Origin of the sequence: Mesorhizobium sp. M1227 (assembly GCF_040318315.1) — a bacterium.
Lineage (GTDB): Bacteria > Pseudomonadota > Alphaproteobacteria > Rhizobiales > Rhizobiaceae > Mesorhizobium.
In genome coordinates this window covers 14050-34408 of the sequence record NZ_JAMYLZ010000011.1, presented here as the reverse complement: position 1 = coordinate 34408, position 20359 = coordinate 14050, and the positions used below count along the sequence as shown (strand labels likewise).

Sequence of the window (20359 nt, the reverse complement as noted above, 5' to 3'; positions counted from 1 at the left end):
AATGCCACAAGAAGTGCGCCATGAGCCGAGCATCGCCGTGCTCCTGCCTTGCTACAATGAGGAGCTGACGATCGGCGAAGTGGTGCGGCGCTTTCGCGAAACGCTGCCTGCCGCAGCGATCTATGTCTACGACAACAATTCGCGCGACCTGACGGCGCTCCGAGCCCGCGCCGCCGGCGCCATCGTGGTGCGCGAGCCGCGCCAGGGCAAAGGCAATGTCGTGCGCCGCATGTTCGCCGACATCGAGGCCGACATCTACCTGATGGCCGACGGCGACGGCACCTATGCGCCGGAGGACGCGCCGCAACTGATCAACACGCTGCTGACCGAGCGCTCCGACATGGTGGTGGGCACCAGGCGCGGTGTCGCCAACGACGCCGGCAGGACAGGCCACGCCTTCGGCAACCGCATCTTCAACAGCCTCTACAAACGTTTATTTGGCTCGGACTTTACCGATATCTTCTCGGGTTACCGCGCCTTCACCAGGCGCTTCGTCAAGAGTTTTCCCGCCGTTTCCGGCGGTTTCGAGATCGAGACCGAAATGTCGGTGCACGCCTCGCAGCTCAAATTGCCGGTCAGCGAGATCGGCCTCGACTATGGTCGCCGGCCGGAAGGCTCCTCGTCGAAGCTGTCGACCTTTCGCGACGGCGCGAAGATCCTGTGGATGTTCGCCATGCTGATGAAGGAGACGCAGCCGCTGCGTTTCTTCGGCGCTTTTTCGGTGTTCTTCCTGGCATCAAGCCTGTTTCTGATGGCGCCGGTGCTGATCGAGTTCGCCGAAACCGGGCTTGTGCCGCGCATGCCGACGTGGGTGCTGTCAGTCGGGCTGCTGCTGCTGTCGATGCTGGCGGCGGTGACCGGGGTAATCCTCGATTCGGTGTCGCGCGGCCGGGCCGAGCAGAAGCGCATCTTCTATCTGTCGATGCCTTCCGGCCGCATCGAACGCGAACGCGCAAGTGCGCTCGCGACTTTGAAGACCGGACCGCGCAAGACCCCGCGGGCGGCTTAGAGCCGTAAATGGGACGCCTCGCCCGCTTCATTGTCGCCGGCGGCATCGGCTTCGTCGCCGACGCGGCGGCGCTTTGGCTGGTGCTGGCGACAACGCCGCTTGGCCCCTTCGCAGCCCGAATCATCTCGATCGGTTTTGCCCTGTCCGTCACCTGGCTGATCAATCGCCATCTGACCTTCTCGCCTTCCAGCCGCGGCGTCGCGCAAGAGGGCGCACGCTATGGCGGCGTCGGCATCGCCACCAGCCTCGTCAATTATCTCGTCTATTGCGCCATGCTGTTCGCGCTGCCGATGGTGCCGCCGCTCGTCGCCCTTGCGGTCGCCTCGCTGGTTGCCATGGCGCTGTCCTTCCTCGGCTATTCCAAGCTGGTCTTCGACCGCTGAACGCACATCGCATTGGGGTCTGCGCCAGAAGCGCAGCCTCATCATGACCTTGGCCGATTGGCAGAGGCCGCCGATTTCCTTATATCGCTCTCGTCGATGCATCGGCCCGAAAAATCGGAATCGATTTTCGGAAAGCGCGATGCATGGATTCAAAGTGTTGGAGCGTATGTGCGTCCAGGTGGACGCACGTTCGTTGCAACTGCGCCGGAGAGCACCCATGCCCCTGAAAGTCGCCGTCCAGATGGACCACATCTCTACCGTGTCGATTGCCGGCGACACGTCGTTTGCGCTGTCGCTGGAAGCGCAGCGGCGCGGGCACCAGCTGTTCCACTACACGCCCGACCGGCTGTCGCTGCGCGAAGGCAAGGTGTTTGCCCGTATCGAGGCGATGCAGGTCCGCGACGAGAAGGGCAACCATTATTCGCTGGGCGAGAAGGTGCGCACCGATCTTGCGGAGATGGACGTCATCCTTTTGCGGCAGGATCCGCCCTTCGACATGAACTACATCACCACCACGCATATCCTCGAGCGCATCCATCCGAAGACGCTGGTGGTCAACGACCCGGCCTGGGTGCGCAACAGCCCGGAAAAGATCTTCGTCACCGAATTTCCCGACCTGATGCCGGACACGCTGATCACCAAGGACCCGCTCGAGGTCGCCGCCTTTCGCAAGGAGTTCGGCGATATCATCGTCAAGCCGCTCTACGGCAATGGCGGCGCCGGCATCTTTCACCTGCACGAGGCCGACCGCAACCTCGCCTCGCTGCTCGAAATGTTCGGCCAGTTGTTCCGCGAACCCTACATCGTGCAGCGCTACCTCAAGGAGGTGCGGGGTGGCGACAAGCGCATCATCCTGATTGACGGCGAGCCTGTCGGCGCCATCAACCGCGTGCCGGCCGAGCATGATTCGCGCTCCAACATGCATGTCGGCGGCCGCGCCGAAAAGACCGAATTGACGGAACGCGAACGCGAGATCTGTGCCCGCATCGGCCCCGCGCTGAAGGAGCGCGGCTTCATCCTCGTCGGCATCGACGTCATCGGCGACTACATGACCGAGATCAACGTGACCTCACCGACCGGCATACGCGAAGTGCAGCGCTTCGGCGGCGCCGACATCGCCAGCCTGTTCTGGGATGCCGTGGAGGAGAAGCGCAACTAGCCTCGCTTCGCGAGCGGCCGCGTTGCAAACCATTGCAGCCGTGGCGCTCAGCTGTTCCCCAAATGTTCTTGCCTTCGCCGGAAATCTGTGGTTGTCTCGGGTGACGCCGTTCGCGGCATGATCGCAAAGGCTTGGGGCAAAAGCCTGCATCTGGGGTGAAGACATGGTGGCGCGGGTTCGCACGGTTGCTTTCCAGGGCATCGAGGCCGTGCCGGTCGATGTGCAGGTGATGATCGCGCCGGGCAAAGTCAACATGCACATCGTCGGGCTGGCCGACAAGGCTGTGGCCGAAAGCCGCGAGCGGGTGCAGGCAGCGCTGCATGCATCCGGCCTGTCGATGCCGTCGAAGAAGGTCACCGTCAATCTGGCGCCGGCCGACCTGCCCAAGGAAGGCAGCCACTACGATCTGCCGATCGCCCTCGGGCTGATGGCGGCGCTCGGCGCCATTCCGGGCGACATGCTGGCCGGCTATGTCGTGCTTGGCGAATTGTCACTCGACGGAACCATCGCCGCGGTGGCTGGCGCGCTGCCGGCGGCAATCGGTGCCAACGCCGAAGGCAAGGGCTTGATCTGCCCGTTCGCCTGCGGGCCGGAAGCGGCCTGGGCCGGCAAGGACTTCGACATATTGGCGCCGCGCAGCCTGATCGCCATCGCCAATCATTTTCGCGGCACGCAGGTTCTGTCACGGCCGGAAGCCGGCATCCATGCCGCGGCGCGCGACCTGCCCGACCTTGCCGACATCAAGGGCCAGGAGACCGCCAAGCGGGCGCTGGAGGTGGCGGCCGCCGGCGGCCACAATCTTCTGATGGTCGGACCGCCGGGGTCGGGAAAGTCGATGCTGGCGCAGCGGCTGCCGTCGATCCTGCCGCCGCTGGCGCCCAGGGAATTGCTCGAAGTCTCGATGATCGCCTCGGTGGCCGGCGAACTCGGCGAAGGAAAACTCACCGACCGGCGGCCGTTCCGCGCGCCGCATCATTCGGCCTCGATGGCGGCGATGGTCGGCGGCGGGTTGCGCGTGCGGCCGGGCGAGGCCTCGCTTGCCCATCACGGCGTGCTGTTCCTCGACGAATTCCCCGAATTCTCGCCGCAGGCGCTCGATGCACTGCGCCAGCCGCTCGAGACCGGCGACTGCATGATCGCGCGCGCCAATCATCGCGTCACCTATCCGGCGCGTATCCAGCTGGTCGCGGCGATGAACCCGTGCCGTTGCGGCATGGCCGGCGAGCCCGGCTATCGCTGCCTGCGCGGCGACCGCTGCCGCACCGACTACCAGGCGCGCATTTCCGGCCCGCTGCTCGATCGCATCGATCTCAGGATCGAGGTGCCGGCGGTCTCGGCCAGCGATCTGATCCGGCCGGACCGGGCGGAGAAAAGTGCCGCCGTCGCACTACGTGTTGCCCGCGCCCGTACGATCCAGCGAGAGCGCTTCGAGCGGCTCGGCGCGACCGCCACCACCAACGCCCATTGCTCGCCGTCAGTCATCGAGGAGATCGCCATGCCCGACGCCGCCGGCCTGTCGCTGCTCAGGGATGCCAGCGAAAAGCTCGGCTTTTCCGCACGAGCCTATCACCGCGTCTTGAAGGTGGCGCGGACACTGGCCGATCTCGAGGCCAGCGAAACAGTCGGCCGCATCCATCTGGCCGAAGCGATTTCCTACCGCATGAGCTCGGAACGGATGGCGCAGGCGGCGTGACGTTCCCCTCCCCCTTGAGGGGAGGGTGGCCGCGAAGCGGCCGGGTGGGGTCGCCGGTGAGACGCTCGGCCTGTCGCATTTCGAAACCGACCGAGGTGCGGAGCGTTGCGATGCTCCTCCTAAGGCGCACCGTCAGAATTGGGTTGGCGCACTGCATTGGCGACCCCACCCGGCCCTTCGGCCCACCCTCCCCTCAAGGGGGAGGGGGACGCCGGCGCCTACCCTTGGCCGGCGTGCATCGTGCTTTCGGTTCAGCCGTTATCCCGCGCCTTCAGCTCCAGCCGCCGCGCGTGCAGCACCGGCTCGGTGTAGCCGTTGGGCTGGATGCGGCCTTTGAAGACCAGGTCGCAGGCGGCGAGGAAGGCGATGGACTTGTCGAAATCCGGCGCCATCGACCGGTAGAGTGGATCGCCTTGGTTCTGGCGGTCGACGATCGCCGCCATGCGTTTCATCGTCTCCATGACCTGCTCGGGCGTGCAGACGCGGTGATGGAGCCAGTTGGCGATGTGCTGCGAGGAGATGCGCAGCGTGGCGCGGTCCTCCATCAGACCGACGTCGTTTATGTCAGGCACTTTCGAACAGCCGACGCCCTGGTCGATCCAGCGCACGACATAGCCCAGAATTCCCTGCGCGTTGTTGTCGAGCTCCTTCTGGATGTCTTCTGGCGACCAGTTCGGCCGCACAGCGACGGGCACGGACAGGATGTCGTCGAGTTTTGCCTTGGGCCGGCTCTTCAGCGCCGCTTGCACGGCATGGACGTCGACCTTGTGATAATGGGTGGCGTGCAGCGTCGCCGCCGTCGGCGACGGCACCCAGGCGGTGTTGGCGCCGGCCTTGGGATGCACGATTTTCTCGGCCAGCATCGCCGCCATCAGGTCGGGCATCGCCCACATGCCCTTGCCTATCTGGGCGTGGCCGGCCAACCCACATTCCAGCCCGATGTCGACGTTCCAGGCTTCGTAGGCGGCGATCCAGGCGGCCTGCTTCATGTCGCCCTTACGGATCATCGGGCCGGCTTCCATCGAGGTGTGGATCTCGTCGCCGGTGCGATCGAGGAAGCCGGTGTTGATGAAGACGACGCGTTCTTTCGCGGCGCGGATCGCCTCCTTGAGGTTGACGGTGGTGCGCCGCTCCTCGTCCATGATGCCCATCTTGATGGTGTTTTTGGGCACGCCGAGCAGCGCCTCGACGCGGTCGAAAATCTCGACGGCGAAGGCAACTTCGTCGGGCCCGTGCATCTTGGGCTTTACGATGTACATCGAGCCGGCGCGAGAATTGGCGCGGCGCCCGTTCACGCCGATGTCATGCAGCGCGATCAGCGCCGTCAGCGCCGCATCCATAATGCCTTCCGGCACCTCGTTGCCGTCGCGGTCTGATATCGCCGGATTGGTCATGAGGTGGCCGACATTCCTGACCAGCATCAGCGAGCGGCCGGGCAAGGTCAGCGTACCGCCATCGGGCGCGGTATAGGTGCGGTCGGGGTTGAGCCTGCGGACAAAGCTCTTGCCGGCCTTGGTGATCTCCTCCGCCAAGTCGCCCTTCATCAGGCCGAGCCAGTTGCGGTAGACCAGCACCTTGTCCTGCGCATCCACTGCGGCGATCGAATCCTCGCAGTCCTGGATGGTGGTCAGTGCCGATTCCAGCACGACATCGGCAATGCCGGCCGGATCGGTGCGGCCGATCTGGTTGTTGCGGTCGATGACGATTTCGATGTGCAGGCCGTTCTTGGTGAGCAGCACGGCTTCAGGGTCGGCGGCATCGCCGCGATAGCCGGCAAACTGTCTGAGGTCGGCAAGCGTGGTGGCGCCGGCACCCTCGCCGAGCCGCAACATGCCATTGGCGACCGAAAGCCCGTTGACGCCGGCCCATTTGCCTGTGGTGAGCGGCACCGCCTCGTCGAAGAAGCTTTTCACCCAGGCGACGACCTTGGCGCCGCGCGCCGGATTGAATTTGTTGCCTCGCTCGGCGCCGGCCGTCTCCGGGATGGCGTCGGTTCCATAGAGCGCATCGTACAGCGAGCCCCAGCGCGCATTGGCGGCGTTCAGCGCATAACGCGCGTTCATCACCGGCACCACCAGCTGCGGCCCGGCGACCGAAGCGATTTCCGGGTCGACATTTTCGGTGGTCACGCTGAAGGCCGGCCCCTCGGGCAGCAGATAGCCGATCTCGCGGAGGAACGTCTTGTAGGCCTCAATGTCGACGGGCGCGCCATTGTCGCGATACCAGCGGTCGAGCTTGTCCTGCATGGCATCGCGCTTTTCGAGCAGTGCCCGGTTTTTTGGCGAGAGATCATGGACGATCGCCGAAAAACCGCTCCAGAATGCCTCCGCTTCAATGCCGGTGCCCGGCAGCGCCTCGTTCACGACGAAATCATGAAGCTCGCGGGCAATCCGCAATCCGGCGATCTCGACGCGATCGGTCATCAGGGCTTCTCCAGACGAAAGGCTAGGCCGGGCCTTTGGCATGTCACGGTGGCAGGGTCAATTCAGCTCAGGGTGAAGGTAGGGCGTTTTCGCTGCCGATCTCCCCCCTTGAGGTGGGAGATTACGCGCTCACACAGCAATCCTTGGCCGTCCCGACGCCACCGCCACGACATGCGCCTCGATGAACATGCGCTGCCCCTCTACTGTGGAGACGCGGAACTCGCTGGCGATTTCGATCTCGGCGCTGTCGGTGCCGGCGTCCTTAGCCCGCCCGGCGGCAATCGCCCGCACATCCTTCTCCGCCGCGGCGATCGCCGCTGCTTCGTCGTTGAAATCGCGCACGCTTTCACCTGAGGCAACGCGGAACAGCCCTTCCTTGGGCTGGCTGACCCGCGCCTCCGCCGACACCCGGACCTGGCCGACGACGGCGCCGAGCGCGTTGGCGACATCGGTATCCTGCGGCACCACGCATCGATTGCCGACCAGCTCGGCCAGGCCGGCATAATGCAGCGGCGCCGAGGCGCCGAGGCCGATGACCGGACGGTCGAGGGCGACGCTCAAGCGGGCGATGCCGGGATGCGCGTCGACGGCGCGCTGGACCAGGGCATGGGCGACGGTCGCCGCGCCATCCAGCCCGTCCTCGGCAAAGGCGGTTTCGAGGATGACTTCGGCCGACAGGCGGGTCAGCGCGGTCAGCACCCGTTCCGAGATCGCCTCCGGCGAGGCGGCGATGAACTGGCCGCGGCCGTCGCGCCTGCGCGCGAACAGCTCGGCACCCAGACGCGCCGCGGCGGCATCCCAATTGGCCTGCCTGCCCAGCACATGCGCCGCGTCCGACGGCGTGAAGCCGGCGACATGCACCAGCCCGCGCGATACCAGCCGGTTCAAGGTGGCGTTCTGGGCGTTCGAGGTCAGCAATCTGTCGAGAGCCTGCGGCACAGCACCGATCAGCTCGTAAAGCTTGGCTTCGGCGCCGGTCAGTCCGGCCGCCAGCCGCTCCGGCACGCCGGTGCGCACCGCCAGCCGGCCATCCATGCGGCCGGGATTGGGCGCGCGCAGCTGGCGTTCGAGCTCTGATGTGACGGCCTCGCCATGCATCAAGCCGGCCAGCGCCAGCGGCACCAGGCGGCGCGGGCCGAGCAGGATTCTCGGATTGAGCGCGCCGTCCTCCAGCGCCACCTCGGAATCGCCGCCGAGGCCAAAGGTGCGCATGGCGACGGCCTCGACCATGGTGCGGAACCCGCCGACGGTGGCGCCTTCCGGATCAAGCCGCGGCCGGCCCTTGTCGAGCACGGCGACATCGGTGGTGGTGCCGCCGATATCGGAGACCACGGCATCGTCGAGGCCGGTCATGTGGCGGGCACCGACGAGGCTGGCGGCCGGGCCGGACAGGATGGTCTCGATCGGCCGCTGGCGGGCAAAGGCGGCCGAGACCAGAGCGCCGTCGCCGCGCACCACCATCAGCGGGGCGGCGATGTTGCGCGCGGCCAAAAAGCCTTCGGTTGCCGCGACCAGCCGGTCGATCATCGAGATCAGCCTGGCGTTGAGCAATGTCGTCAGCGCCCGGCGCGGGCCGCCGAGCTTGGCCGACAGTTCGTGGCTGGCGGTGACCGGCAGGCCGGTCCTGTCGCGGATCAGGTTCCGCGCGCTTAGCTCATGCGCCGGGTTGCGGGTGGCGAAATAGGCGCAGACGGCAAAGCCGGACACCGACTTTTCCAGTTCCGGCAAAGCTGCCTCCAGCCCGGACAGATCGAGCTTTGCCGCATTGCCGTGGACATCGTGGCCGCCGGGGCAGAACACCACCGGGTCGGTGCCGAGCGCCGCCTTCAGCCCGTCGCGGGCAAGGTCGCCCTCGGCAAAGCCGATCATCACCAGCGCCACGCGGCCGCCCTGGCCCTCGACCAGCGCATTGGTGGCTAGCGTCGTCGACATAGACACCAGTTTGATCGCTGCCGGGTCGGTGCCGGCCATTTCGAGCACCGCATCGACCGCGCCGGAGATGCCGACCGCCAGATCGTGCCGTGTCGTCAGCGCCTTGGCCTTTGCCAGCACTTTTCCGCTTGGTCCGCCGGCTTCCGACCACAGCACGGCATCGGTATAGGTGCCGCCGGTGTCGATGCCGAGCAAGAGGGGTGGCGATTTGGTCTTGGCGGTCATATTTGGGTCCGGAGAATTCGTCTCCGCCCCTTAGCGGATATGAACGGGCCGATAAAGGCACGAGCGCTGGGCCAAGGCAGCGTAATCTCCCCCTCGAGGGGGAGATGGCCGGCAGGCCAGAGGGGGTCGTCTCGCGTGGAGCCCCGGCATTCTCTGGCCGCGATGGCGTTGGCGTCAGGACGCACCGACCCCCTCTGTCGCCTTCGGCGACATCTCCCCCTCAAGGAGGGAGATAGCGGCGGCGCCTACCCCACAAACCCCACGCGCTTGTGCGAGCCATCGCAGAACGGCTTGTTGGCGGAGTGGCCGCAGCGGCAGAGGAAGGTGCGTTGCGTACGGTCGACCGTGTGGCCGGTGCCGGTGACGATTTCGACATTGCCTTCGAGCTTGAGCGGGCCGTTGGTCGTCGGCGTGACAGTCAGCGGGCCATTCCGCACCTCCAGCGCCGGCGCGTCCTTCAGCGCCGGCTCGCCGGTGGCGGTGAAGCCCGATTTGGTGTGGCTGCCGTCGCAGAACGGCTTGTTTTCCGAGGCGCCGCAGCGGCAGAGCGTGGCGCGGTAAAACGTTTCGCCGCCCAACACGATCTCGGCATGGACGGCAAGCGGGCCGTTTTCGCGGATGCGCACAATGTTGACCACCGGCGGCTGTTCCTGCTGCCCGCCATCCTTGCGGACATAGGTGATGGCGCCGGACGGGCAGGCTTCGGCGAGCGCCACAATCTTCTCGACGCTGGCCGCATCCGGATGGATCCACTGGCCGGGCGCGTTGGGCACGAAAACATGCGGATCGCCAAGCACGCAGTTGCGCGAATGGATGCAACGTTTTCCCGAAAAGCCGATGTCGATGTTCTCGCCTTCGACCACTGCCATGGGTGGGTCTCCTGTCGGACTACGCTATGGCGACAGTCAGGACGACGTCAAGGCAGCATTCTCCCCCTCGTGAGGGCCGACCTCGGGCGCGGCGGGAAGGGAATTCGCATTTTTGCTCGCAGCACCACATTTTGTTCTTGCTTTGTGCCGGCAGCTATGCTACTAATTTGCGTATGGTGCCAATTGGCTCCAACGACCCGCCCACCGAGGCGGGTTTTTTGTTTCGGCTTTGAATTCCGTTGCCGGCCTGCACTCGCGGGACGGCCCTCTCCCCCCTCGAGGGGGAGATGGCCGCGCAGCGGCCAGAGGGGGTCGGCACGACCGGACTCGGCCTGCTGCTGCAGAACAGGTTGGCGCTCTATGCGCGGCGACCCCCTCTGTCGCCTTTGGCGACATCTCCCCCTCAAGGGGGGAGATCTGCCACGTCACGGAACCAGATCGATTTCCTCGGTCTCGCCGCCACTGCAGGTGTAGCAGCAATCGTCGCACTTTTCCGTATTGCCTGGGCCGACGCCCCAATAGGTGTTCTCGTCGCCGTCGACCCAGGCGCCGTAGCAGATCGATTCGCCGTCACTGCAGGACAGCGGGATCGACTTGGTCTCGCCGTCGTTGAGATAGTAATCCTGATTGTTGCCCGGCCAGACATGATCGCGGTCCTGGCTGTAGAGCTCGACGCGCATGGCGTTCGGATGGCTGTTCTTGATCTCGAAGGTGACATCACCGGCATGCGCGACGGGCGCAAACAGTGCGGCAATGAACAGCCCCGCGGCAATGCGGCGCCCGAAAGCGTAGGACGACATGATGATTTCCCCCCGGAATGAAGCGGCCTGCCCGGCCGCGAGGGGGAACATGGCATGGCGGCGGGATGGGTGGAAGGGGTGCGCCATTTGCACATCGCGAAAGCGCAGCGTTGCCAAGGAAGACCCCTCTCCGGTTTGCTTCGCAAACCACCTCTCCCCCCACTTCGTGGGGCGAGGAAACCGCCAATCGCCGAAGTCTCACGAAGCCTGGGTTCCTCGCCCCACAAAGTGGGGGAGAGGCGAAGCGGCCGGAGAGGGGGCGGTCCGACTGGCCTCACCGGCTGGGCTTCAGCAGCGTCCAGATCCAGCCGATGAATGTGAGCACCAGGAAGGGATATCCGGCAGCGGGCAGCGGCGCCGAGGTCGGCAGCAACGGCGCCCCCCAGAGGATCAGGCCCGCCGACGCAACAAACAGCAAGGCGGCCACGACAGCCGTGAGCCGCATCCACAGCGCGAAAGTTTTCGGCGCGCTGACCATGACCAGCGCCGCCGCCCAAAGCGAGATACCGCCGACATAGGAGGGCACGCTGGCCTCAAGCCCCGCCGCATTGCCGGAGAGCAGCAGGCTTTCGCCGGCGAGAAAGGTCAAAAATCCAGCCGCCACGCAGTCATTGCCCTGGCGCTGATATTTCATCGTCAACAGCGCGGTCGCCACCACGAGCGCCACGCCGTCGATCGTCCAGAGCGTTTCGCGAAGGGGCGCGCTCTCGACGAAGGTGCCGGCGAGGCCAAAGGCGCCGCCGATGGCGAGGCCTATCGCGGCAATGGTGTCCAAGGTGGAACGCATTGATGTCTCCCCAAGCCGCCTAAGGACACTTCAGAGCGAGTATTCTCAAAGGGTGGGCTTATGCGAGCCGAAATCAACCATATCGTGAACGGCCGACGGCTGGGAAGATTCTTCCGGTAGCGCTGCTGTGGGGTTGGACGGGGCCGACATGCGGGCGAAGTGAAGCGAAACCGGGAGAGGTGTCGAGAGTGGTGGGCTGCTAGACTAGGGCGCGGCCGGCTCACGCGACGATGAAAAACACAGAATAGGTCTGATCCGTTCATACCGCTTCCTCGATCGGTTTCGTCAATATGTCCGGAATGGTCGTCTATAGAAGCAGAGTAAGCTTGTGCCGCGCGAGTTGCGCACCTATCATTTTCCCTTCCCTCGGATCACCCGAGAAGGCCTTGCCTCCAAACAATTAGCTTCGGAAAGAAGATGTTTCGAGAAAAATTAGAAAGCTGGTTGTCGCGCAGGGTACCAGATCGGGCTGTAAATCTCTGCTTTGATCTGCCCGCTGTGTTAGCGACAGATATTGGACTACATCGATCCGAGAACCAAGATCGTGTGGCGGCGATGAAAATTAGCTCGCGCTCGTCCGCAGGGCGGCCTCTGACCGCAGTAGCCGTCGCCGATGGAATGGGCGGCATGCGAGATGGGGGCAAATGTGCAACCATTGCGATGTCAAGTTTCTTCTATGCTTTGACTTTATATAGATTTCAGAGCCTAGAACAACGTGTCGCTACAGCTATTCTGCACGCGAACGACAGCGTGTTTGAGCTGTATGGAGGTAACGGCGGAGCGACACTTTCTGCCGTCCTAATCGATCATAAACTAAAGCCGGTGATAGTTAATATTGGTGACAGCCGGATTTATTCGTTTGGAAACGATGTCTCTGTGGAGCGGCTCACTGTCGACGATTCGTTGGCCGAGGCCGTTGGTGGACACGGGCGAGATCTGTTGCAGTTCATCGGGATGGGGCCAGGAATTCAACCCCACATCAACGCAATGCCTAACAGTGCTTTGAAGATAGCGATTACGACGGACGGCATACATTTCCTCCCAACTCAAACCTTTAACGACATTCTATCTCACGCTTCTGATCTTAAATCGGCTGCCGAAAGGCTGGCGGCACTCGCGAGATGGTGTGGAGGATCTGACAACGCGTCGTCTGCCCTCGTCGACACTGTTGAATTATCTAATATACTAGGAACAAGAGATATAGAAGGAATTCAACTTTGGGACCCTTTTGGCAGCTTACAAACACTTTGGGTAAGAGGGGAAACAGAGCGATCCGAGGGCAACCAATCCAACGTCAACTTGGATCCTGACGAAAGAAAGCGCGTCCCGTCTGCGACTGAATCGGAGAAAGCAAAGGCCGGGGCGCGAGCTGGTAAATCAACAGAAAAAAAACCGAGAAAGCCTCGCAAACAAAAAGCTGCTGACGAAGATTTGCAATTTGAGATCGAAATAGAGAGCTCCGAGGACCCGGCAGAACAATAATGATGATCGCGAATCGATACGAGCCAACAGGAAAAATGACGGCTGGCGGAATGGGTGAGATCATCGAATGCCGAGATTCTCACCTCAGACGCCCAGTGATCATCAAACGACTTCAGTCCGGTATCGATGAACGGCGAATTGTTGATGAACAAAAGGCGTTGGCCAAACTGAGATCTAAACATGTCGTTCAACTTTATGACATCGTCGAGCTTGCGGATCGGGGAAGGAAAGAGAAAGCGATCGTTCTGGAGTATATTGAGGGTGACAATTTGGAAGTCGGCTCGTTGGAGCCGAACCTACATTACGTTAAGATTTTGTGGCAAATCGCCTGTGGCCTTCGCGATATTCATCGGGCCGGAATAATTCACCGGGACATTAAGCCGAATAATATACGATTAGATGGTGAGGGCGTTGTTAAGATACTGGATTTTGGCCTGGCCAGGGACGCCGGATTTGACGCCAAGACCCGTAGTATTATTGGCACTCCGATTTTTATGGCACCCGAACTATGGGGAACCGAGACAATTAGCTTTAACAGTTCGATAGATGTTTATGCGTTCGGGGTGACCGCCTTGGCTTTGATGAACGGAACTGTGCTCGACCCATTGGGCAAGCAGCCACCGCAAGCAGTTCCGCTGACATCACTAGAGAATGCCATGGCGGGAGTGGCACCGGATATAGTCGAGGTAGTCCATCGATGCCTGAGTATGGATCCGAGAAGACGCCCGGATATGGAAACCGTGCAGAAGAGCTTGGCGGGTCACCTACTAAGGGACGAGCATCGCGCATTGGTTGTTATGGACGGTAGACATCATCACCTAAATAAACGTAGCAGGAGAATAACGCTAAACGCTCCTGGCGTCGCTTCGCTCATTATCGAATACGATGGAATGAGATTTTCGGTTACCGCCTCTGCGGGGTCGGTTTTCTTGAACAATAGTATTGCGAATAAAGGCGATGTTGTGCCGGGATGTTGCGTTATCACCTTTGGCGCTAGCGGAAATCGCCGGTTTGTAACTTTCGACGTATCGAATCCGGAGGTAATGCCATGAAAAATGGTGACGTAGTGTCTGGAAGGTACGCTGTCAAAAGTCACATAGGGCGAGGCGGGATGCAGGACGTTTATTTGGCCACGGATCAGCTATTGGAAACCGACGTGGCTCTCAAAACGCCGCAAATTGGACAGCAAGAGCGACGATTTTCACAGAGCGCGATCGTTGCGGCTCGCGTTAATCATCATAATGTAGCAAAGACCCTGGATTACGTCGAAGAAGGCGGCCGACTGTTTTTGATAGAGGAATATGTTCCAGGTGAAACTCTTGAAGAAAAATTAAATCGTTTCGGTGTTGTTGATCCACACCTTGGCGCGCGCGTTCTACATCACCTTTCGAAAGGGGTTGCGGCTTCACATCGCGCAGGGGTAGTTCATCGAGATTTGAAGCCAAGTAATATTATTGCAGAAGCTGGAGTGAATCTGCACCAGCTAAAAATCACTGATTTTGGCATAGCAACTCTTACGGAGGAGATTTTTAACGAAGCCGCAAAGGATGGCGACCTCACTCGTTCTACGTCAGGAACGATTAGAGGTGCCCTTCCTTATATGGCTCCGGAAATGATGTTTCGGTCGCCGGGAGATCATCCTGGACAAGCCGCCGATATTTGGTCTCTTGGTGCTCTAATGTTTCGCCTTTTAACCGGGGAATATCCCTTTGGCGTTTACTTAGAGGCAGCAGTGAATGTTCGAAACAAGAATCGCAAGTCTTGGCCAGTATTTATGGTTCAAAATCCGCAGTACGAGCCTCTGGCGACAGAGCTAAAGGCAACTATCGAGCGGTGCCTAGAATATGATCCTTCTGGTAGACCCACTGCGGACCAGCTAATAGTGATGTGCGATGAACTTTGCTACATTGACGTTCATCGATCTGACGGCAAGGTTACAAACTTCATCCAGAATGGCTACAGCGGGTTCGCTACTGGTGCTGATGGTGCCGTGTTTTTTAGTATGGAGAGTGCTTACGGTCCGAAGAGGCCTGGTCTGAGTAAGAACAATCATATTTGTTACTGCATGTTTCCGGGAAACCCCCGACACCGGGGGCATCCTGTGATTGTCATTGGCTAGACAGGTCTAGGACCGGTTGTTTCATCGGCCTAGTCGGCTGCTGGTAGTCTTGGGGAAGAGTGCGCACAGCCCCGGGTAAGACCCGCTGCCTTCGGCAGCTCCGACCCGGCCTTGCCACAGGCCGGACTTCTCAATCGCCCATCTTCAGCGCCTGGATAAACGCCTCCTGCGGGATGTCCACCTTGCCGAACTGACGCATCCGCTTCTTGCCCTCTTTCTGCTTGTCGAGCAGCTTGCGCTTGCGTGAGACGTCGCCGCCGTAGCATTTGGCGGTGACGTCCTTGCGCAGCGCCGAGATCGTCTCGCGGGCGATGACCTTGCCGCCGATCGCCGCCTGGATCGGGATCTTGAACAGATGATGCGGGATCAGCTCCTTCAGCTTCTCGCACATCTGGCGGCCGCGCTTTTCCGCCGCCGTGCGGTGGACCAGCATCGACAGCGCGTCGACCGGCTCCTCATTGACCAGGATCGACATTTTCACCAGGTCGCCTTCCTTGTAGTCGGTCAAATGATAGTCGAAGGAGGCGTAGCCCTTGGAGATCGACTTCAGCCGGTCATAGAAGTCGAAGACCACCTCGTTGAGCGGCAGATCGTAGATCAGCATGGCGCGTTTGCCGACATAGGAGAGATCGGCCTGGATGCCGCGCCGGTCCTGGCAGAGCTTCAGGATACCGCCGAGATAGTCGTCGGGGGTGAGGATGGTGGCGCGGATCCATGGCTCCTCGATGGCCGCAATCTTGACCACGTCGGGCATGTCGGCCGGGTTGTGCAGTTCCTTGACAGAGCCGTCGTTCAACAGCAGGCGGTAGACGACGCTAGGTGCGGTGGCGATGAGGTCGAGATTGAACTCGCGCTCCAGCCGCTCCTGGATGATTTCGAGATGCAGCAGCCCGAGGAAGCCGCAGCGATAGCCGAAGCCGAGTGCGGCGCTGGTTTCCATTTCAAAGGAGAAGGAGGCGTCGTTGAGGCGCAGCTTGCCGACAGCGGCGCGCAGATCCTCGAAATCGGCGGCGTCGACCGGGAACAGGCCGCAGAACACCACCGGCTGCGCCGGCTTGAAGCCGGGCAGGGCTTGTGCCGTCGGGCGCTTGTCCTCGGTGATGGTGTCGCCGACGCGAGTGTCGGCGACTTCTTTGATCGAGCCGGTGAAGAAACCGAACTCGCCGGGGCCGAGCTCGTCGACATTGATGCGGGCGGGCGTAAAGACGCCGGTGCGCTCGACCAGGTACCTGGCGCCGGTGCCCATCATGCGGATGGTCTGGCCCTTCTTCAGTACGCCGTCGATGATGCGGACCAGCACGATGACGCCGAGATATGCATCGTACCAGGAGTCGACCAGCATCGCCTTCAGCGGGGCCGCGATGTCGCCCTCGCGCGGCGGCGGCAGATCGTTGACGATCGCTTCCAGCACGTCGGGAATGCCGAGCCCGGTCTTGGCCGAGATCAGTACGGCGTTGGAGGCGTCGATGCCGATCACCTCCTCGACCTGTTCGCGGATGCGCTCGGGCTCGGCGGCGGGCAGGTCGACCTTGTTCAGCACCACGACGATTTCGTGGTTGTTGTCGATCGCCTGGTAGACATTGGCCAGCGTCTGCGCCTCGACGCCTTGCGAGGCGTCGACGACCAGCAGCGAACCTTCGCAGGCGGCGAGCGAGCGCGACACTTCATAGGCGAAGTCGACATGGCCGGGCGTGTCGATCAGGTTGAGGACATAGTCCTGTCCATTGTTGGCGCGGTATTTCAGCCGCACCGTCTGCGCCTTGATGGTGATGCCGCGCTCGCGCTCGATGTCCATCGAGTCCAGCACCTGCTCCTTCATGTCGCGCAGCTCCAGCCCGCCGGTCGACTGGATCAGCCGGTCGGCAAGCGTGGATTTGCCATGGTCGATATGGGCAACGATGGAGAAGTTGCGGATGTTCTTGATCGGCGTGGTCATGCGGCGCGCTTTAGCAGGGGCACGGTACATCGGCAAGCGGCGGGACGCGGGTGCGGCGGCGGGGCGGCAAAGTCGTTAAACTTTGATCCATGAGATTAGAGCATAGTTTGCGCCCGGCGTGATAACCCACCGGTCTATCGCCGTTTCGGGGGGATCGGAATGCCGCTGTCAGCACGCAAACTTCTCAGATCGGTGAGCGGCTCGTTCGCGCCATTGCTCGCCATCTTGCTTATCCCGATGGTTGCCGCATTGGGTTTTTCCACCGACTATACCTCCGCGGTTTCAACCAGGGCATCGATGCAGAACGCCCTCGATGCAGCGTCGCTGTCGATCACGACGCTTGCGACGACCACGACGTTGGCGGACCGCCAGGTAAGCCTGCAGGACTCATATCTGGCCAATGGCGGGCAAGGCACGGCCAAGCTCGACAGCTTCGTCGTCGCCACCGACGGCGCCGCCAGCATCAAGGCTTCGGCCGGCTTTGCCATGCCGACGAATTTCATGCAGATCGCCAGGATCAACACGGTGCAGGTCGGCGTTGCGTCGGCAGTGACAAAGCGGCCGGCATTGGTGGAGGCCACGTTCAAGGTCGACAAGATCTCTGGCTGGTGGGACAAGACGGTGACGCTCTACGGCACCAAATTCGGGGACACGGTGGCCAACAAGCTAATGAGGATCTCCTACGCGTACAACAGGTTTGGCGATCCCAAAGGCTACGGGACGTCCTCTGTTTACACGATCAACGGAACGACGGAGACGCTGGTCCAGAAACAAGTATGCACGACCGTCACGGTGACCAGCTTCTATGGCTTGCCCACCGGCACAATCACTCAGATCAGCGGTACCAGGAAATACGCAACCACCTGCGTCAACACGATGTATCCCGCGACCGGCGCCGGTGCGGTGATCGACGTGAAGGACATGGATAACCTGTCTCTGGAGATGAAGATTCCGAATCCCAATCCTGGTCTTGGCGGCGGCTATCTGGCCTCGGGCACGAAAGAAACCCTGCGATCGGACGATCCGGCCACGTCCGACCGATTGTTCATCGACAAGGTCAAGACGCTGGCCAATACGACTGTCGACATCTTTGAGGCCGTGCCGTGCGGCATCACCAGCAGTCAAGCATGGGAAGATGGCGGATCACTTACCAACAACACCATAGATGATGCCGATTTTTCCTATTTTGTGACCGGCAAGTGCGCGTTCAACAAGCGGCCTTCGGAAACCGTGCTCACACAATAGGGGCGACTTGAGTGCCTACCTCCCCCTTGTGGGTCCTCAAGGGGGGAGATCGGACATTGCCTCGGCCCTCGCTAATGCTCTAGGAACTCGGACTTCTCCTCAATCACGAAGCGGTGATGCTGTAACGAAGCGTGCGTCGGCGGCGAAGTGTGGACATGACACGATGTCTGCGCAGGAGAAATGCGATGCCCGGATCGACAGCGAAACGCAGCACAGCCCTGATGGGGCTCGCCGCGGCACTGTTTTCCGCGACTGTGCTGTCGGCAACCAGCGCGGCCGCCGGCGAGACGCTGACCGTCGTCGAGCTGTTCACCAGCCAGGGCTGCTCGTCCTGTCCGCCGGCCAACGCCAATCTGATCAAGGTCAAGGACCGGCCCGGCGTGCTGGCGCTGTCCTTCAACGTCACCTACTGGGACTATCTCGGCTGGAAGGACACATTCGGCAAAGAAGAATTCACGCAGCGCCAGGTCCGCTATGAACCGTCGCTCGGCCGTTCCGGCCCGTTCACGCCGCAAGTGGTGGTCAATGGCAGGGCCGATGCCGTCGGCGCCAGGCCGGGCGAGATCGAGCAGCTGATTTCGAGCGGCGGCCACGGTGACGGACCTTCGCTGTCGCTCGCCGGCGGAAAGGTCAGCATCGGCGCCGGTCCGGTGCCCGGCGGCAAGGCCGACGTCTGGCTGGTGCGTTACGGCAAGGGCATCGTCGACGTGCCGGTGGCGCGCGGCGAAAACACCGGCCGCACGCTGCCGCACGCCAACGTCGTGCATTCGCTGACCAGGCTGGGCAGTTGGACCGGCGACGCCACCGCACTGCCGCTGCCGGCGGCGACGGGCGGCCTCAGCACAGCGGTGCTGGTGCAGGTGCCGGGCGGCGGGCCGATCCTTGCTGCCGCTACGAACTAGAAACCCTGCCGAAATTTTCACAACGCGCAGCGGCGCCGCCGCATGCGATCAACCCTGCCAGAACCCTAGGAGATCATCATGACCAATCGTTTGACCAATCGCCCGACCCTGGCGGCACTCGCCTTCGCACTTTGCTCGACGGCGCTGTTCGCAGGAGGCGCGGCGCGGGCCGAAGATGCGATGAAGCCGGCGATGGCGACAAACGCCATGAAGCCGGCAACGGATGCCATGAAGCCGGCCGGCGCCATGGCCGCTGACGCGATGGCCACGACCGCGATGAGGGCGGGCGATCCGATGAAGGCCGACTGCATGAACAAGGCCGCCGCCGAGACGGACGCCATGAAGAAAGCCGAAGCGACCAAGGCCTGCGATGCCATGGCTCCGACCAAATAGGCGATGCGCACAGCAATGTGAGAGCCCGGCGGACCTATCCGTCGTATAATCCAAACCAGCATCATGGGAGATCAGACATGACCGGAGCCGTGAAACGATCGTCGATTTTCGCAAAAGCAGCACTTGCCGCGCTCATCCTCACGGCCGCCGCGGCCGTATTCTGGCAGACGCCGGCAGTCTCGGCCGAAGACGCGGTGGTGATCCCGCCGCCGGCAATGGACGAGAAGGCCACCGCCGGCACCGAAAAGGCGGTCTTCGCCGGCGGCTGCTTCTGGGGTGTGCAAGGCGTGTTCCAGCACATCAAGGGCGTCACCAGCGCCGTTTCCGGCTATGCCGGCGGCGACCAGGACACGGCCGTTTATGAAATGGTCGGCACCAGCCGGACGGGCCATGCCGAATCCGTCGAGATCACCTACGAGCCGTCCAAGGTGACCTACGGCCAGCTGCTGCAGGTATATTTCTCGGTCGCGCACAACCCGACGCAACTGAACTACCAGGGCCCGGACAGCGGCACCCAGTACCGTTCGACGATCTTTGCCGAAAACGACGCACAGAAAAAGATCGCCGAAAGCTACATCGCCCAGCTCGACAAGGCCAAGGTGTTTCCCAAGCCGATCGTGACGACGCTGGAGACCGGCAAGACCTTCTATCCGGCCGAGGACTATCACCAGGACTTTCTGACGCTCAACCCGACCTATCCCTATATCGTCTACAATGATCTGCCCAAGGTCGAGAACCTGAAGCGGCTGTTCCCCAACCTCTACAGCGAAAAGCCGGTGCTGGTGCTGGCCGCCAACAAGAGCTGAGCTTTTGCGGGGGGCCTGCTGATCTCCCCTCTTGAGGGGGAGATGGCCGGCAGGCCAGAGGGGGTCGGTTCGGTTGGCGCGACGCGGTCCGGCATATCGAGGAAGACGAAGTTGGCACTCCACGCGCGGCGACCCCCTCTGTCGCTTTCAGCGACATCTCCCCCTCAAGAGGGGAGATCAGCAGGCCCCGCGCTTC

The 20359-nt window shown here is 62.2% G+C and carries 17 protein-coding genes; 11 read left to right on the top strand and 6 right to left on the bottom strand.

The window, feature by feature from the left end:
- The first annotated feature begins 1 nt into the window (after window position 1).
- From NKH28_RS15740 to NKH28_RS15725, 4 genes are all read left to right on the top strand, one after another.
- Entirely contained in the window at window positions 2-1009 is a 1008-nt protein-coding gene (locus tag NKH28_RS15740) for a glycosyltransferase (protein WP_352979553.1), read from the top strand.
- Between the two features lie 8 nt (window positions 1010-1017).
- On the top strand, window positions 1018-1392 hold the full coding sequence (locus tag NKH28_RS15735; protein WP_352684065.1) for a GtrA family protein: 375 nt from the start codon (window positions 1018-1020) through the stop codon (window positions 1390-1392).
- 217 nt (window positions 1393-1609) lie between these two features.
- Complete coding sequence (gshB, locus tag NKH28_RS15730; RefSeq protein WP_352491152.1) at window positions 1610-2551, top strand: glutathione synthase; 942 nt, start codon at window positions 1610-1612, stop codon at window positions 2549-2551.
- 163 nt (window positions 2552-2714) lie between these two features.
- Window positions 2715-4244, top strand: coding sequence for a YifB family Mg chelatase-like AAA ATPase (locus tag NKH28_RS15725; RefSeq protein ID WP_023679867.1), 1530 nt, complete (start codon window positions 2715-2717; stop codon window positions 4242-4244).
- Window positions 4245-4495: 251 nt separating this feature from the next.
- Here the strand turns inward: NKH28_RS15725 and NKH28_RS15720 are convergent, their stop codons facing one another.
- From NKH28_RS15720 to NKH28_RS15700, 5 genes are all read right to left on the bottom strand, one after another.
- Window positions 4496-6667 carry a malate synthase G gene (locus tag NKH28_RS15720; protein WP_352979551.1) on the bottom strand — a complete coding sequence of 724 codons (2172 nt, stop codon included), beginning with the start codon at window positions 6665-6667 and terminating at the stop codon, window positions 4496-4498.
- 129 nt (window positions 6668-6796) lie between these two features.
- Window positions 6797-8824, bottom strand: a complete 2028-nt coding sequence (locus tag NKH28_RS15715) for a hydantoinase/oxoprolinase N-terminal domain-containing protein (RefSeq protein WP_352979550.1) — start codon at window positions 8822-8824, stop codon at window positions 6797-6799.
- Window positions 8825-9069: 245 nt separating this feature from the next.
- Window positions 9070-9693 (bottom strand): CDGSH iron-sulfur domain-containing protein, encoded by a 624-nt coding sequence (locus tag NKH28_RS15710; protein WP_352979548.1) that lies wholly within the window; start codon window positions 9691-9693, stop codon window positions 9070-9072.
- A 425-nt stretch (window positions 9694-10118) separates the two neighbouring features.
- The gene (locus NKH28_RS15705) at window positions 10119-10493 is read right to left on the bottom strand and encodes a hypothetical protein (RefSeq protein ID WP_352979547.1); all 375 of its coding nucleotides are present in this window, start codon (window positions 10491-10493) and stop codon (window positions 10119-10121) included.
- 274 nt (window positions 10494-10767) lie between these two features.
- Window positions 10768-11280 carry a hypothetical protein gene (locus NKH28_RS15700; protein WP_352979546.1) on the bottom strand — a complete coding sequence of 171 codons (513 nt, stop codon included), beginning with the start codon at window positions 11278-11280 and terminating at the stop codon, window positions 10768-10770.
- Between the two features lie 417 nt (window positions 11281-11697).
- Between NKH28_RS15700 and NKH28_RS15695 the strand changes: the two genes are divergently transcribed.
- Genes NKH28_RS15695 through NKH28_RS15685 form a run of 3 tightly spaced genes read left to right on the top strand, consistent with a single transcriptional unit; the run spans window position 11698 to window position 14881 of the window.
- Window positions 11698-12762 carry a PP2C family protein-serine/threonine phosphatase gene (locus tag NKH28_RS15695; protein WP_352979545.1) on the top strand — a complete coding sequence of 355 codons (1065 nt, stop codon included), beginning with the start codon at window positions 11698-11700 and terminating at the stop codon, window positions 12760-12762.
- The gene (locus NKH28_RS15690) at window positions 12762-13814 is read left to right on the top strand and encodes a serine/threonine-protein kinase (protein WP_352979543.1); all 1053 of its coding nucleotides are present in this window, start codon (window positions 12762-12764) and stop codon (window positions 13812-13814) included. The genes NKH28_RS15695 and NKH28_RS15690 overlap by 1 nt, the downstream gene beginning before the upstream one ends.
- The gene (locus tag NKH28_RS15685) at window positions 13811-14881 is read left to right on the top strand and encodes a serine/threonine-protein kinase (protein ID WP_352979541.1); all 1071 of its coding nucleotides are present in this window, start codon (window positions 13811-13813) and stop codon (window positions 14879-14881) included. Before NKH28_RS15690 ends, NKH28_RS15685 begins: the two co-directional genes overlap by 4 nt.
- Window positions 14882-15011: 130 nt before the next feature.
- Here the strand turns inward: NKH28_RS15685 and lepA are convergent, their stop codons facing one another.
- Window positions 15012-16817 (bottom strand): translation elongation factor 4, encoded by a 1806-nt coding sequence (gene lepA, locus NKH28_RS15680; RefSeq protein ID WP_352539818.1) that lies wholly within the window; start codon window positions 16815-16817, stop codon window positions 15012-15014.
- 159 nt (window positions 16818-16976) lie between these two features.
- On the opposite strand from lepA, the gene NKH28_RS15675 reads away from it, so the two are divergent.
- The 4 genes from NKH28_RS15675 to msrA all read left to right on the top strand — a co-directional run bounded on the left by NKH28_RS15675 (window position 16977) and on the right by msrA (window position 20163).
- Window positions 16977-18062 (top strand): TadE/TadG family type IV pilus assembly protein, encoded by a 1086-nt coding sequence (locus NKH28_RS15675; RefSeq protein WP_352979539.1) that lies wholly within the window; start codon window positions 16977-16979, stop codon window positions 18060-18062.
- A 185-nt stretch (window positions 18063-18247) separates the two neighbouring features.
- Window positions 18248-18964 (top strand): DUF1223 domain-containing protein, encoded by a 717-nt coding sequence (locus NKH28_RS15670; protein ID WP_502898622.1) that lies wholly within the window; start codon window positions 18248-18250, stop codon window positions 18962-18964.
- Between the two features lie 78 nt (window positions 18965-19042).
- Window positions 19043-19357 (top strand): hypothetical protein, encoded by a 315-nt coding sequence (locus NKH28_RS15665; protein ID WP_352472837.1) that lies wholly within the window; start codon window positions 19043-19045, stop codon window positions 19355-19357.
- Between the two features lie 77 nt (window positions 19358-19434).
- Window positions 19435-20163 (top strand): peptide-methionine (S)-S-oxide reductase MsrA, encoded by a 729-nt coding sequence (gene msrA / locus NKH28_RS15660; protein ID WP_352539816.1) that lies wholly within the window; start codon window positions 19435-19437, stop codon window positions 20161-20163.
- Window positions 20164-20359 lie beyond the last annotated feature (196 nt).